This window comes from Kangsaoukella pontilimi (genome assembly GCF_009830125.1).
GTDB lineage: Bacteria > Pseudomonadota > Alphaproteobacteria > Rhodobacterales > Rhodobacteraceae > Kangsaoukella > Kangsaoukella pontilimi.
Genome location: NZ_WUPT01000001.1, coordinates 1,560,145 through 1,574,263 on the forward strand (window position 1 = coordinate 1,560,145; position 14,119 = coordinate 1,574,263).

Sequence of the window (14,119 nt, forward strand, 5' to 3'; positions counted from 1 at the left end):
TTAGAGCCCCTGCCCCGGTTTGACGTCCTTCATCACCAGCGCCTTGGCCGGATCGCGGTACATCTGTTGCAGAATATCCTGGCGTTTCACATCCGCGCGGTGGCGGAGCGTCAGGACGATGGCGCCGATCATGGCCACCAGAAGGATCAGACCCGAAAGCTGGAAGGCCAGGAAATAACGGTCGTAGAGGATGCGGCCAAGCGCGTCGGTGTTGTGGTCGCCGCCGCCCGCGATGGCGTCCGGCACAGCGGCCATTTCAACGCCCTCGGCGCTGGTCCAGACCCCGAAGGCCAGCGCAAGCTGCATCAGGATCACGACCCCGATCAAGAGCGCCAGAGGCATGTACTTGGCCATCTCGGCCTTCAGCTCGGCGAAATCCACGTCGAGCATCATGACGACGAACAGGAACAGCACCGCGACCGCGCCCACGTAGACGATGATCAGCAGCATCGCCACGAATTCCGCGCCCAGAAGCACGAAGAGACCCGCCGCCGACAGGAAGGCCAGGATCAGCCAGAGCACCGAATGCACCGGGTTGCGGGAGATCACCGTCATCAGCCCGCCCAGAAGCGCGGAGATGGCGAAGAGATAGAATGCGAAAACGAGAGGGGTCATTCGTCCTCCTTCGGAGCGTCCATCACGGAGCTCGCCAGTTCCATGGCCTTCGACATCGCAGGCACGCCCGCGAAGACGCCCATGACGGCAATCGCTTCCGCGATCTCCTGCTTGGTGGCGCCGGCTTCGATGGCGTGGCGCACGGTCAGCCGGATCTGCGCCTCGGCCTGAGCGCCGAGCATGGTGAGCGCGCCGAGCGTCAGCAGAAGCCGCGTCTTGGAATCAAGCCCTTCGGGATTGAAGGTCTTGCCCATGACGGTTTCCATGACCTCTTTCGGCATGGTCGGCCACAGCGCCTCGAACCCTTTCGGCGTGAAGGATTCAAGCGCCGGATTCAGCGCCTTGGCCATGTCCTGACCCATGGCCATCATGGCCTCGAAAGGGTTCTTGGGGTCGGTCATCGGTAAGGCGCGTCGATTTCCAGGTTGCGGGCGATCTCGGCTTCCCACCGCTCGCCGTTCTCGAGAAGCTTTTCCTTGTTGTAGAACAGCTCTTCGCGGGTCTCGGTCGAGAATTCGAAATTCGGGCCTTCGACGATGGCATCCACGGGGCAGGCTTCCTGGCAGAAGCCGCAATAGATGCATTTCGTCATGTCGATGTCATAGCGCGTCGTCCGGCGTGAGCCGTCGGCGCGGGGTTCGGCGTCGATGGTAATGGCCTGCGCCGGGCATATGGCCTCGCAGAGCTTGCAGGCGATGCAGCGCTCTTCGCCGTTCGGATAGCGGCGAAGCGCGTGCTCGCCCCGGAAGCGCGGAGACAGCGGCCCTTTTTCATGCGGGTAGTTCAGCGTGGCCTTGCGGCCGAAGAAATACTTCATGCCCAGCTTGAAGCCGCCGAGGATGTCCATCAGCAGGAAGTAGCGGCCCGCGCGGTTCCAGTCGATTGAGCTCATCGGATCAGCCCCCCACAGCCCAGCGGGCATAGGCACCGCCGAAGAGTTCGAATTTCGCGAAGAAGGCCACCAGCACCACCCAGACCAGCGAGAAGGGCAGGAACCACTTCCAGCCAAGGCGCATCAGCTGGTCGTAGCGGTAGCGGGGCACGATCGCCTTCACCATCGCGAAGAGGAAGAAGAAGAACGCCATCTTCAGGACCATCCAGATCGGACCGTCCGGCAGGAACGGCACCGGCGACAGCCAGCCACCGAAGAACAGAAGCGAGGTCAGCGCGCACATCAGGAAGATGGCGATGTATTCGCCCGCCATGAACAGAAGGAACGGCGTCGAGGAGTATTCCACCTGGTAGCCCGCGACCAGCTCCGATTCCGCTTCTGGCAGGTCGAAGGGCGGGCGGTTCGTCTCGGCAAGGCACGAGATGAAGAACAGGAAGACCATGGGGAAATGCGGCAGCCAGTACCACGAGAAGAAGCCCCAGTCGCCGTCCTGCGCCCGGACGATGTCCCCAAAGTTGAGCGAGCCGGTTGTGATGATCACACCGATGATGATCAGGCCCAGAGAGACCTCGTAAGAGATCATCTGTGCCGCCGAGCGGAGCGAGCCGAGGAACGGGTATTTCGAGTTCGACGCCCAGCCGCCCATGATCACGCCATAGACTTCCAGCGACGAGACCGCGAAGACATAGAGGATCGCGACGTTGATGTCGGCCAGAACCCAAGTGTCGTTGAACGGGATCACGGCCCAGGCGATCATGGCCAGCACGAAGGAGGTCATCGGCGCCATCATGAAGACGAAACGGTCGGACCCGGCGGGCACGACGATTTCCTTCACGACGTATTTCAGCGCGTCGGCCACCGTCTGAAGCAGGCCCCACGGCCCCACCACGTTCGGCCCGCGCCGCATCTGCACCGCGGCCCAGATCTTGCGGTCGCCATAGACCAGAAACAGAAGGCTGATCATCACGAAGCCGATGACCAGAAGCACCTGTGCCATGATCGTGACCAGAATGCCGGCCGGCGTTGTCAAGAATTCTGCCATGTCACCCCACGTTTCGGGTTCCCTCGGGCGTCTTTGCGCCGCCCCTTGTAAACAGCATCTGGCCGCTGAGTGCCAGCCCTAACGGCCCAATAAACCGGGCCTATTCCGCAGCGAGCTTGCCGGTCTTGCGCTCGCGCGCCGCCGCCTGAAGTTCGCCCATCAAAGGTGCCGCGCGCAGGATCGGGTTCGTCAGGTAGTGATCGCGCACCGCCTGCCCGAAATCGCCCGAGCCGTCGCCGCCCGCCTCGACCGCTTCCCACTCGTTTTCCGGCACCTCGTCGATGCGGCCCAGATGCGGCACGTCACCGATCAGCGCCTTCCGAAGCTGGGCAAGGCTGTCATAGGGCAGCTTGGCCCCCAATTCGGCGGAAAGCGCGCGCAGGATGGCCCAGTTTTCCTTGGCTTCGCCCGGCGGGAAGCTGGCCCGCATGGCAAGCTGGGGACGGCCTTCGGTGTTCACGAAAAGGCCGTTCTCCTCGGTCCAGGCGGCGGCGGGCAGGATGATATCCGCCCGGTGCGCGCCACGGTCGCCATGGCTGCCCTGATAGATGACCGTCGGGCCTGCGGGGATCTCGATCTCGTCGGTGCCGAGGTTGTAGACGCAGGCCGCACCGTCGAGCGCGCCCTCCACGCCGCCCGCGTTCACGGCACCCAGATCGAGCGCGCCGACGCGGCTGGCGGCGGTGTGCAGGATCAGAAGTTTCGACTGAGTTGCCTCGGCATAGGCCATCGCATCGGCCAGAACGCCTTTGCCGCCATCCCCGGTCAGGGCGCCCTGCCCCACGATGACAACCGTTTCCTTGCCGTGAGCGTTTTCAGGCTGCATGTCGAACAGCCCGCGAAGGCCGTCGCGGCCGGTCCCCAGATGAGCGTAGTCGTAGGTCAGATCGACAGCCTCGCCGATCAGGCCGATATTCGCGCCTCTGGACCACGCCTTGCGAATACGGCTGTTCAGGACCGGTGCCTCGGCGCGCGGGTTGGTGCCGATCAGCATGATCGCCTGCGCGTTCTCGATATCCTCGATCCGGGCGGTGCCGACATAGGCCGAGCGGTTGCCGGCGGGCAGTTTCGCGCCATCGGTCCGGCATTCGATCTCGCCGCCAAGGCCGTCGACCACGCCTTTCAGCGCATAGATCGCCTCGACCGGGGCCAGATCGCCCACGAGGCCCGCAACCTTGCCGCCCTTCATCGCGGCAGCGGCGGCGGCAAGCGCCTCGCCCCAGCTAGCCGGGCGCAGTTTGCCGTTTTCGCGGATGTAGGGCTTGTCGAGCCGCTGGCGGCGGAGGCCGTCCCACGCATAACGCGACTTGTCCGAGAGCCATTCCTCGTTCACGCCGTCATGGTTGCGGGGCAGGATGCGCATGACCTCGCGCCCCTTGGTGTCGACGCGGATATTCGAGCCGAGCGCGTCCATGACGTCGATCGTCTCGGTCTTGGTCAGCTCCCAGGGCCGCGCGGTGAAGGCATAGGGCTTGGATGTCAGCGCGCCTACGGGGCAGAGATCGACGATATTGCCCTGCATTTCGCTGTCGAGCGTCTGGTTCAGGTAGGACGTGATCTCGGCATCCTCGCCGCGCCCGGTCTGGCCCAGCTCGGGCATCCCCGCCACTTCGGTGATGAAGCGGACGCAGCGCGTGCACGAGATGCAGCGCGTCATGTGGGTGCCAACGAGCGGGCCTAGGTTCAGGTTGTCCACGGCGCGCTTCGGCTCGCGGTAGCGGCTGAAATCAACGCCATAGGCCATTGCCTGGTCCTGCAGGTCGCATTCGCCGCCCTGATCGCATATCGGGCAGTCGAGCGGGTGGTTGATGAGAAGGAACTCCATCACCCCTTCGCGGGCCTTCTTGACCATGGGCGATTTGGTCTTCACGACCGGCGGCTGGCCTTCGGGTCCGGGGCGAAGGTCGCGCACCTGCATGGCGCAGGAGGCAGCCGGCTTCGGCGGGCCGCCCACGACCTCGACAAGGCACATCCGGCAGTTGCCCGCGATCGACAGGCGCTCGTGATAGCAGAAACGCGGAATTTCGATTCCGGCCTGCTCACAGGCCTGGATCAGCGTCAGCGCCGGATCGACCTCGATTTCGATATCGTCGATGATGATCGTGCGGGTATCGGACATGTGGCTTCGGTCCCCTTCGGTTCCGCCGCCTCTTGTCCGGGCGGCCGTCAATCGGCCCGGAGAAGCCTCCCCGCAGCCGTGTCCTTGGCTATTTCTTCGCGCCCGACAGTGCAATAGCCTTCCGGCGTTTGCGGCGACGCGCCACGCGCTTTCAGATCGGCGCGAATCCGGGACCGGAGAGCTTCTTTTTCGGCCTTGTTGTCCGTCAGCTCTTCGATCTCGGCCTCGGAATAGCCGGCGTCCTGAGCGTATTTCTCAAGCGCTTTCAGATAGTTATAAGCACGAAGCCAGCGCGGCTTTATGCTGTCACAGTTCTTGCGCACCTCATCGGCAAGGCCGATGGCGTAGAAACCGTTCACAACGGTCGGATTTTCATGAAGCGGAACCTTGGCCAGCGCCGGGGACGCCATGGCCAGGACAAGAAATGGTACTGCCAGTCTTTTCATCGGTCATTGCCTGTTCATTGGTCACTCACACACCGGCAGCCCGCCTCTGCCGTGAGACCAATATAGAGCCCCTGCCCTGCGCTTGCAGGAAGAGTTGATGAAATGTTTCAAACCTGACGCAGCGTCGGCAAAGGACCGCGCGTCAGCGTCGGCGGTCACGCATGGGGTGCACGCCCCGGACGGCCTTTCGCGCAAAACTGGCTGCGATAATTCCGCCCATCCCACCAAGCAGCACAACCGGCCCCCAGACCCAGACAGGCACAAGATCGGATAAAAGCGCCGTGACCGCGGCCCAGATCGGCAACCCGACGACCGATAGCGCCACAAGCGCGGCGATGAGGCTGAGAAAGCCGTCGGCGGCGCGGCGCATCAGACCGCGACCGCCGCGCGCATCATGCGATTACTCGGCAGCAACGGCGCTGATCTTGCCGGTCTTCTGCGCCTTGATCCGGTCCTCGATCTCGTCGCGGAAGTTGCGGATCAGGCCCTGGATCGGCCAGGCGGCGGCGTCGCCAAGCGCGCAGATCGTGTGGCCTTCGACCTGTTTGGTCACGTCGAAGAGCATGTCGATCTCTTCGACCTCGGCCTCGCCCCGGACCAGACGGTCCATCACGCGCATCATCCAGCCCGTGCCTTCGCGGCAGGGCGTGCACTGGCCGCAGCTTTCGTGCTTGTAGAACTTGGCCAGACGCCAGATCGCCTTGATGATGTCGGTCGACTGATCCATCACGATCACAGCCGCCGTTCCCAGACCCGACCGCTGCTCGCGCAGATAGTCGAAATCCATGATCGCCTCGCGCATGTTCTCGCCACGGATGCAGGGTACGGACGAGCCGCCGGGGATCACCGCCTTGAGATTGTCCCAGCCACCACGGATGCCGCCGCAGTGCTTTTCGATCAGCTCTTCGAAGGTGATCGACATCGCCTCTTCGACGACGCAGGGGTTGTTCACGTGCCCCGAGATCGCAAAGAGCTTGGTGCCCGCGTTGTTCGGACGGCCGAAGCCCGCGAACCATTCGGGGCCACGGCGCAGGATCGTCGGCACGACGGCGATGGATTCGACGTTGTTCACCGTGGTCGGGCAGCCGTAGAGCCCCGCGCCCGCCGGAAACGGAGGCTTCATCCGGGGCATGCCCTTCTTGCCTTCGAGGCTTTCGAGAAGGGCCGTTTCCTCGCCGCAGATATAGGCCCCTGCCCCATGGTGCAGGTAGAGGTCGAAATCCCAGCCCGATCCGGCCGCGTTCCGGCCCAGAAGCCCGGCGTCATAGGCCTCGTCGATGGCGTTCTGAAGCGCCTCTTTCTCGCGGATGTATTCGCCGCGGATGTAGATGTAGCAGGCATGCGCATTCATCGCGAAGGACGCGATCAGGCAGCCTTCGATCAGCGTGTGCGGATCGTGGCGCATGATCTCCCGGTCCTTGCAGGTGCCGGGTTCGGATTCGTCGGCGTTCACGACAAGATAGGACGGGCGCCCGTCGGATTCCTTGGGCATGAACGACCATTTGAGACCTGTGGGGAAGCCCGCGCCGCCCCGGCCGCGCAGGCCGCTGGCCTTCATCTGGTCCACGATCCAGTCGCGGCCCTTCTGAATGATACCGGCGGTGCCGTCCCAGTGGCCGCGCGATTTCGCGCCCGCCAGCGTGCGGTCGTGCATCCCGTAGAGATTGGTAAAGATGCGGTCTTTGTCTTCGAGCATGCTCACCTCTTACCGCGGACCGGCCCCGGTCCGCACCCGTCTCAATTGTCGCGGCGCTTGCGCCAGATTTGCCATGTCACGATCAGCGCCCAGAGAAAACCCGCAAGCGCGAACAGATCGAACAAAAAGACGAAGCGGTCCGGAAGCCCCATCTCTCTGCCCAGATATTGCGCAAGCATCCAGAGAATCATGGTGAGGGCAATCACGATCGACACGACGCGCGCCTGGCGGGCCTGTGCCTTGTCCTGATGGTCGGGTTCGTTCATGTCCTCCACCCCTCGCGGCGTCTTTCGCCGTCGGAGGCACCCGGCCTGACCCGGATGCACATATGGTTCCCCTTCGGTGCGCGGGGCGGTTGGACCGCCCTCGCGCGGAAATGTCTATCCGCTTTCGCGGGCGGTGTCAGTAGACGTCGCCGTCATCGACCCGTTTCGAGAAATCGGTCTCGCCGCCGCCGGCCAGCGTCTTGGCCTGCTCGACCCAGTTGTCGCGGCTGACGCGGCCCTTGAAGCCTTCGAGGTTGTCGTCGACCCAGGCCACTTCCGACGGGCCCCAGCTTGCTACCTGGCTGTAATGATAGATGCCCATGCCGTTCAGCATTTCTTCCATCTTCGGACCGACACCCTTGATCTTCTTAAGGTCGTCGGCACCGCCTTCGCGCGGGCCGTCGAGCAATTCGGGCTTGGACTGTTCTTCCGACGCAGCCTCGGCCACGGGTTCCGCGGCAGGCTCGGGCTCGGATACGGCAGCGGGTGCCGGTGCCGGAGCGGGGGCAGCGGCGGGCATGACGGGCGCACGCATCGCGGGCGCGGAAGGCGCGGTCTGGAAGCCGCGATAGAGCACGATTGCCGCGACGAGCGAGACCAGTGCCGCAAAGAACCATGACGGATTAAAGCCCGCGTCCCCCACGACCAGGAGGGCCACAAAGGCCACGAGGAAGATGCCCCCTGCGATCATACCTACGATCGCCAGCGAGCCCTGAGTGTGTCTTGACATTGGAATTGCGCCTCCGGTTGCGTCAGAATGTCCCACCATATAGCAGGCTTTGGCGCTTAGGAAAATCAGGTGTCAGATTTCGCTGACAATTCCTTCGCCTGACGCACCCATTCATCCCGCGTGACACGGCCCTTGAAGCCTTCAAGGTTCTCGTCGACCCATGCGATTTCGGCCTCGGACCAGCCCGCCACCTGATCGAAATGATAGACGCCGAGCGAGTTCAGAAGCGCTTCCAGCTTGGGGCCGACGCCGCTGATCTTCTTCAGATCGTCGGCGGCACCGTCGCGCGGACCATCGAGCGGTGCGGGCTTTTCGCCCGCGGGCGGCTTGGCCTTGGCCTCGACGCCCGCGCCTTCGCCCGGCACCTCGCCGCTCTTGTCCGAGCTTGCGCCCACATCGCGATCCGCCGGCGCCTCACCCGCGACGCGGCCGCCCTGTTTGCCATCCGGTCCCTCGGGCGGCATCAGGTCGTCACGCGCGGCAGCCACCTGGTTCGGGTCGGCGGTGCCGGCCTCGCGCCAAGGCGCGCGGAGCGGAACCTCGGTGCCGTCGATGCGCTTGACCGTGTCGCCGATATCGACGGCAAGCTGCACGGAGGCGTTGTGTTTGGTGTGGCCTGTCTCACCGTCCTCGAGGCTGGTCAGCCCTGAAAGCGGTTCGGACGCGAAGCGCCCGTTCTGGGGCCCGGGCGTCGGCACCTTGCCCGCCGCCAGTTCGTCGAGGATCTCTGCCATGCGGTCGGCGGTCAGGTCTTCGTAATAGTCCTTGCCGATCTGGGCCATTGGTGCGTTCGAGCACGACCCGAGGCACTCGACCTCTTCCCACGAGAACTTGCCATCGGCTGAGAGCTCATGCGCGTTGGCGGCGATCTTGTCCTTGCAGACGCCGATCAGGTCCTCGGCCCCGCAGATCATGCAAGAGGTCGTGCCGCAGACCTGGATATGCGCAACCGAACCCACCGGCTGAAGCTGGAACATGAAATAGAAGGTCGCGACTTCGAGCACGCGGATATAGGCCATGTCGAGCATCGCGGCGACGTGTTCCATCGCCGGGCGGCTGAGCCAGCCTTCCTGTTCCTGCGCGCGCCACAGAAGCGGAATGATGGCCGATGCCTGCCGCCCCTCGGGGTATTTCGAAATCTGGGCCTCGGCCCATTTCCGGTTTGCCTCGGTGAATTCGAAGCTGTCGGGTTGTTCGGGGTGCAGGCGGCGGAGCATGTCGGGTTCCCTTCGGTCTTTCCCTGTCTCTCGCCCAGACGGGCGCCGGATTCAAGGGGGAGAGGCTCAGTCCCCCAATGCTCCGGTCGCGGCACCCGCGGCCGCGCCGACTGCGCCCGCGTCGGTCAGGAGCAGCGCGGCGAGGGTCAGAAGTGCGGCGAGCGCACCGGCCCCGGCGGCGGCGGCATGTGGCCAGACCGTTCCGCCGGCGCGGCGGTAAATCAGTGCGTCGGTCAGGCCGAGATAGGCGCCGACCGCAAAGAAAAGCGCCAAGAGCGGCAGCGAGCCCGCCAGAAGAATTCCCGCCAGCAGGAGCCCCAAAGCCACATAGCGGCTGGCCATGACACGGGGCAGCTGGTCGTGGCGATGGGCGCGGGTCCAAAGCCCGGCATCGGGATCATGCGCAAAGGCAAGGGCAAGCCCCGCGACAAGGAGCAGCGCCACCCAGCCCATGCCGAGCGCGAGGACCGTCAGCGTCTCGCCGTCAGGCATCGCCCGCCGCCACGAGGCTGCATCCTTCGAAAACGGAATATTGCGCGCCCAGGAACTCGCTCAAGGTATCGAGGATTTCGGTCAGTGCGGCCTCGGTTTCGGGCTCGTCGAGCCGGGCGGGCGAAATCATCATGAGCTGCTGGCTCAGACCTTGGGCCTGACCGGCGAGATAGAGCCGGAAGCGGTCCGGCTCGCCCAGAATGGTGGCCTTGGCAAGGCTGGATTCGAGCTGATTCAGCAAGGGAACGATATTGGATTGGATGAGGACGAGCGTCTGCGGCTCCATCACGCTGACACTGGGTGGCCACTCCTCGTCCTCACCGACACCCGGCGTGAGGGCACGCAACTCGGCATCGAGAGCGGTCGCGGCGTCGAAATTCTCGAAACAGATGTCCAGCTTCTTTTCCAGAAGCCGGGTTTCGGACGCCTCGACAAGGGCGGTGCGCGCGATCCAGGCCTGCGCACCGACGAAGATCGCCGCGATCAGCGTCGACAGGGCCAGAAGAAAATTCGAGCCTTTCGGCATGTTCAGCGCGACGACCGCCGGGGCAAATCGCCGTGCACCCGTACAATCACCGGTCGATCTCGCCGAACACCACGTCCATCGTGCCGATGATGGCGGACACATCCGCCAGCTGGTGGCCCTTGGCGACATGGTCGATGGATTGCAAATGCAGGAAACCCGGCGCGCGCAGCTTGGCGCGGTAGGGCTTGTTGGTTCCGTCGGCCACCAGATAGACGCCGAATTCGCCTTTGGGCGCCTCGACGGCGGCATAGACCTCGCCCTCGGGGACGTGGAAACCCTCGGTGTAAAGCTTGAAGTGGTGGATAAGCGCTTCCATCGAGGTCTTCATGTCGGTCCGGGACGGCGGCGTGATCTTGCCGCGGGCCAGAACGTCGCCCGGCTCGTTCCGGAGTTTCTCGCAGGCCTGCTTGATGATCTTTACCGATTCCCGCATCTCGGCCATACGAACGAGGTAGCGGTCGTAGCAGTCGCCCTTGGTGCCGACGGGGATCTGGAAGTCGAATTCGTCGTAGCATTCGTAGGGCTGCGCGCGGCGGAGGTCCCAGGCAAGGCCCGAGCCGCGCACCATCACGCCGGAATAGCCCCAGTCCTGAATTTCTTCCTCGGACACGACGCAGATATCCACGTTCCGCTGCTTGAAGATGCGGTTTTCCGTCAGAAGCCCGTCGATATCGGCCAGCACGGCCGGGAATTCGTCGGCCCATGTGTCGATATCGTCGATCAGCTCGGGCGGCAGGTCCTGATGAACGCCGCCAGGGCGGAAATAGGCGGCATGAAGCCGCGCGCCGCAGGCCCGCTCGTAAAAGACCATGAGCTTCTCGCGCTCTTCGAAACCCCAGAGCGGCGGCGTCAGCGCGCCCACGTCCATGGCCTGCGTGGTCACGTTCAGGAGGTGGTTCAGAACGCGACCGATCTCGGAATAAAGGACACGGATCAGCGAGGCGCGGCGCGGCACCTCGACACCGGTCAGCTTTTCGATGGCGAGGCACCAGGCATGTTCCTGGTTCATCGGAGCCACGTAGTCGAGCCGGTCGAAATAGGGCAGGTTCTGCAGGTAGGTCCGGCTTTCCATCAGCTTTTCCGTACCCCGGTGCAGCAGCCCCACATGGGGGTCGCACCGCTCGACGATCTCCCCGTCGAGTTCCAGCACCAGCCGGAGAACCCCGTGCGCCGCAGGGTGCTGCGGGCCGAAGTTGATGTTGAAATTCCGGATTTTCTGCTCGCCCGTCAGGGCGTCGTCGAAATTGCCGTCCATCATCCGCTCATCCTTTCCAGTGCCAGCTGTCGGGCACCCGGCCGAGCGCCCGCTCGACCGCCTTGTATTGCGGCCGGAGAAACGCCGCGGCCGCCTGTCTCTGATCCGCCGTCATGTCCAGCGGCTGGCCCGCATGAACCGGCGCAACCACCCGTGCAAAAGGCGCGATCCCCAGAAACGCCGCCAGCCGGTCGAGCCCGCCCGCGATCATCTCTTCGAACACACCCAGCATCAGGCGACCCTGTGGGATCGTCGCCTGAAGTTTCCTCAGCGCGCGGGCATAGTCGCCCCGCCGCTCGATCTGGTCTTCCTCGCCCCGAAACACGCGGCGGAGGATATTCGCCGCCCGCCGTGCGGTCACACGACCCTCGTCGTCGCGGCGCGCGGCGATCATGCGCACATGACTCCAGAGCCGCTCCACCGGGTCGCGCAGCATGTAGAGAACGCGCACATCTGGCGCGACGGTGGCCATGGCAGAGAGCCGTTCGCGGGGCAGAAGCGCGTAGGCGGGCGTCACCTCGCCCACGACACGGGCCGCGCCCGCGCCACCCCGGAGATAGGCCAGATAGGCTGCGTCGTCCTGACGGCCCGAGGACAAAACGTCCATCCAGTCGGCACGGTCGCGCAAAAGCACTTCCTGCCGCTCGTTGGGGTCGTCGCCCGCATAGCCCTGAACCCGCAGATGTTCCTGCCGGTGTTTTTCATGTTCCCTGTCGAGCTGACCTGCCTCGACCGCGTCGAAATAGTGCAGTTCCTTGATCGCGCGGAAATGGCACTCCGGATGGTCGGCCAACTGCGCATGAAGCCAGCTTGTGCCCGCCTTCGCGGCGCCGACGCAGAAGAAGACGACGCTCATTCCGCGCTCCCGTCGATGTCGTCCTTGAACGCCATGATCCAGAGAAGGACCAACGCGATGGCCGGCAACACTGCCAGAAGCGCGAAATATTTCGAGATGCCGAAGCGCGGCAGCAGCTTCCAGAACGGGACCACGATGGCCACCGCTATGATCAGGAACCAGATGAGAGAGCCGCCGCCCATCATCGCCTCAGCCCTCGGCCTTCTCGTCGCCGGGCATGATATATTCGGCGCCTTCCCAGGGGCTCATGAAGTCGAACTGACGGTATTCCTGCACCAGCTTCACGGGCTCGTAGACGACGCGCTTCTGCTCTTCGTCATAACGCACCTCGGTATAGCCGGTGGTCGGAAAGTCCTTCCTCAGCGGATAGCCACGGAAGCCGTAGTCGGTCAGCAGCCGGCGGAGATCGGGGTGGCCCGTGAACAGAAGGCCGAACATGTCGAAGACCTCGCGCTCGAACCAGTTGGCCGACGGGTGGACGGAGGTGATCGACGGCACCATGTCATCCTCACGCACAGCCAGTTTCAGGCGGATGCGGTGGTTCTGGTACATCGACAGGAAGTGGTAGACGACGTCGAAACGCGGATCGCGGTCCGGCAGGTCGACGGCGGTGATATCCACCAGCGTGGAAAAGCGGCAGTTCCGGTCGGTCTTCAGGAACTCGACGAAACCTGCAAGCGAGGACAGCGTCACATTCATGGTCAGCTCGCCGTGGGAAATCTCCCACGAGAGGACGCAATCGGGGCGCTTGGCCTCGATATGCTGGGCAAGCTCGGTCAGGGCTTCACTCATGGCAGTCCTCGTCAGCGGGTGATGGTGCCGGTCCGGCGGATTTTCCGCTGGAGCTGCATGATACCGTAAAGCAGGGCTTCGGCCGTTGGCGGGCAGCCGGGCACGTAGATGTCGACCGGCACGATCCGGTCGCAGCCGCGCACCACGCTGTAGCTGTAGTGGTAATAGCCACCACCATTGGCGCAGGACCCCATCGAGATCACGTAGCGCGGCTCGGGCATCTGGTCATAGACCTTGCGGAGTGCCGGCGCCATCTTGTTGGTCAGCGTACCGGCGACGATCATCAGGTCCGACTGCCGCGGGCTGGCGCGGGGCGCGGTGCCGAAGCGTTCGAGGTCGTAGCGCGGCATCGAGGTATGCATCATCTCGACCGCGCAGCAGGCAAGCCCGAAGGTCATCCAGTGCAGCGAGCCGGTGCGCGCCCAGTTGATGATGTCGTCGGTGGACGTGACGAGGAACCCCTTGTCCTGAAGTTCCTTGTTCAGCGCCTGAGTGGCGACCTCGCGGTCGGGTCCAGCGGAATTCGCTGTGGTGGCTACAGACATCCTGGCTCCATCCCGGATTGGCTCTGCACGTCGTTTTCGCGTGCCGTTCGAAAGGTATCTAACCTACAGCCCCGATCAGTTCAACGCGCTCCGGGCAGATTGGGGCGAGTTGTCCCGTGCCTCATCGCGGGGCGCCAGGAGGTGAGCCAGACTGCCCGGAAAAGCGGCAGTGCGGCGGGTGACGGGGCACCGATCATGGTGCTGGCAAAGGCGTGCCGGGTCACGGACTGCCAGGGGCCAGCCGTTCTCTGGGCGTGCCGAAGCGGCATAGCCGTGGCGAGCCCCATGTCTCGGCCCTTTGGGCGGTCAACTCCGCCTGATGGCGCAAGTGTCTTCATAGAAGGCTGCCGATTGGCCCCCAAAACTTCCTGAGCGTCTGTCTGTCCATCTGACCGGAAGAGCCGATGTCTGGAAAGGTCATGCTGCCTGCGCCGCCGCCCGGCGCGTTTTCCTTAGCGGGGGCTCTGCCTTTTTTTCAAGCATTCGGGCGGGGGCGGTTGGCATAACTGATACTCAGATCAAACCGGGAAGACCACTTTGCTTCTCGACGGAGCCGCCAATCAACCGCTTACTCTTGGGAATGCCGACCGGATCTTGTTGCCCGCTGCGCGGGCCGGTTGACCCTTCGCA

The 14,119-nt window shown here is 64.1% G+C and carries 18 protein-coding genes; all 18 read right to left on the reverse strand.

The annotated features are described in order from the left end of the window. Positions 1–615, reverse strand: coding sequence for an NADH-quinone oxidoreductase subunit J (locus GQ651_RS07850; RefSeq protein ID WP_160763619.1), 615 nt, complete (start codon positions 613–615; stop codon positions 1–3). Continuing rightward, positions 612–1,016, reverse strand: coding sequence for a carboxymuconolactone decarboxylase family protein (locus GQ651_RS07855; RefSeq protein ID WP_160763620.1), 405 nt, complete (start codon positions 1,014–1,016; stop codon positions 612–614). The genes GQ651_RS07850 and GQ651_RS07855 overlap by 4 nt, the downstream gene beginning before the upstream one ends. Continuing rightward, positions 1,013–1,507 (reverse strand): NADH-quinone oxidoreductase subunit NuoI, encoded by a 495-nt coding sequence (nuoI, locus tag GQ651_RS07860; RefSeq protein ID WP_160763621.1) that lies wholly within the window; start codon positions 1,505–1,507, stop codon positions 1,013–1,015. The genes GQ651_RS07855 and nuoI overlap by 4 nt, the downstream gene beginning before the upstream one ends. Positions 1,508–1,511: 4 nt before the next feature. Then, positions 1,512–2,549, reverse strand: coding sequence for an NADH-quinone oxidoreductase subunit NuoH (gene nuoH / locus GQ651_RS07865; RefSeq protein WP_160763622.1), 1,038 nt, complete (start codon positions 2,547–2,549; stop codon positions 1,512–1,514). Between the two features lie 100 nt (positions 2,550–2,649). Next, positions 2,650–4,668 carry an NADH-quinone oxidoreductase subunit NuoG gene (gene nuoG / locus GQ651_RS07870; protein ID WP_160763623.1) on the reverse strand — a complete coding sequence of 673 codons (2,019 nt, stop codon included), beginning with the start codon at positions 4,666–4,668 and terminating at the stop codon, positions 2,650–2,652. A 47-nt stretch (positions 4,669–4,715) separates the two neighbouring features. Continuing rightward, on the reverse strand, positions 4,716–5,114 hold the full coding sequence (locus GQ651_RS07875) for a DUF5333 domain-containing protein (protein WP_160763624.1): 399 nt from the start codon (positions 5,112–5,114) through the stop codon (positions 4,716–4,718). 142 nt (positions 5,115–5,256) lie between these two features. Then, positions 5,257–5,484 (reverse strand): hypothetical protein, encoded by a 228-nt coding sequence (locus GQ651_RS07880; protein WP_160763625.1) that lies wholly within the window; start codon positions 5,482–5,484, stop codon positions 5,257–5,259. 30 nt (positions 5,485–5,514) lie between these two features. Next, the gene (nuoF, locus tag GQ651_RS07885; protein WP_160763626.1) at positions 5,515–6,810 is read right to left on the reverse strand and encodes an NADH-quinone oxidoreductase subunit NuoF; all 1,296 of its coding nucleotides are present in this window, start codon (positions 6,808–6,810) and stop codon (positions 5,515–5,517) included. Between the two features lie 41 nt (positions 6,811–6,851). Continuing rightward, positions 6,852–7,076 (reverse strand): DUF5337 domain-containing protein, encoded by a 225-nt coding sequence (locus GQ651_RS07890; protein ID WP_160763627.1) that lies wholly within the window; start codon positions 7,074–7,076, stop codon positions 6,852–6,854. A gap of 136 nt (positions 7,077–7,212) precedes the next feature. Then, complete coding sequence (locus GQ651_RS07895) at positions 7,213–7,806, reverse strand: NADH:ubiquinone oxidoreductase (RefSeq protein ID WP_160763628.1); 594 nt, start codon at positions 7,804–7,806, stop codon at positions 7,213–7,215. 65 nt (positions 7,807–7,871) lie between these two features. After that, the gene (locus tag GQ651_RS07900; RefSeq protein WP_160763629.1) at positions 7,872–9,023 is read right to left on the reverse strand and encodes an NADH-quinone oxidoreductase subunit E; all 1,152 of its coding nucleotides are present in this window, start codon (positions 9,021–9,023) and stop codon (positions 7,872–7,874) included. A 66-nt stretch (positions 9,024–9,089) separates the two neighbouring features. Then, a complete protein-coding gene (locus tag GQ651_RS07905; RefSeq protein ID WP_160763630.1) occupies positions 9,090–9,515 on the reverse strand; it encodes a hypothetical protein in 426 nt (141 codons plus the stop codon). Then, complete coding sequence (locus GQ651_RS07910) at positions 9,508–10,041, reverse strand: hypothetical protein (RefSeq protein WP_160763631.1); 534 nt, start codon at positions 10,039–10,041, stop codon at positions 9,508–9,510. Before GQ651_RS07910 ends, GQ651_RS07905 begins: the two co-directional genes overlap by 8 nt. Before the next feature lie 46 nt (positions 10,042–10,087). Continuing rightward, complete coding sequence (locus tag GQ651_RS07915) at positions 10,088–11,296, reverse strand: NADH-quinone oxidoreductase subunit D (protein WP_160763981.1); 1,209 nt, start codon at positions 11,294–11,296, stop codon at positions 10,088–10,090. A 7-nt stretch (positions 11,297–11,303) separates the two neighbouring features. Continuing rightward, a complete protein-coding gene (locus tag GQ651_RS07920; RefSeq protein ID WP_160763632.1) occupies positions 11,304–12,152 on the reverse strand; it encodes a sulfotransferase in 849 nt (282 codons plus the stop codon). Continuing rightward, a complete protein-coding gene (locus GQ651_RS07925) occupies positions 12,149–12,334 on the reverse strand; it encodes a hypothetical protein (RefSeq protein WP_160763633.1) in 186 nt (61 codons plus the stop codon). The genes GQ651_RS07920 and GQ651_RS07925 overlap by 4 nt, the downstream gene beginning before the upstream one ends. Before the next feature lie 7 nt (positions 12,335–12,341). Then, complete coding sequence (locus tag GQ651_RS07930) at positions 12,342–12,944, reverse strand: NADH-quinone oxidoreductase subunit C (protein WP_160763634.1); 603 nt, start codon at positions 12,942–12,944, stop codon at positions 12,342–12,344. 11 nt (positions 12,945–12,955) lie between these two features. Next, positions 12,956–13,489: a NuoB/complex I 20 kDa subunit family protein gene (locus GQ651_RS07935; RefSeq protein WP_160763635.1), complete on the reverse strand. Its 534-nt coding sequence runs from the start codon at positions 13,487–13,489 to the stop codon at positions 12,956–12,958. Positions 13,490–14,119 lie beyond the last annotated feature (630 nt).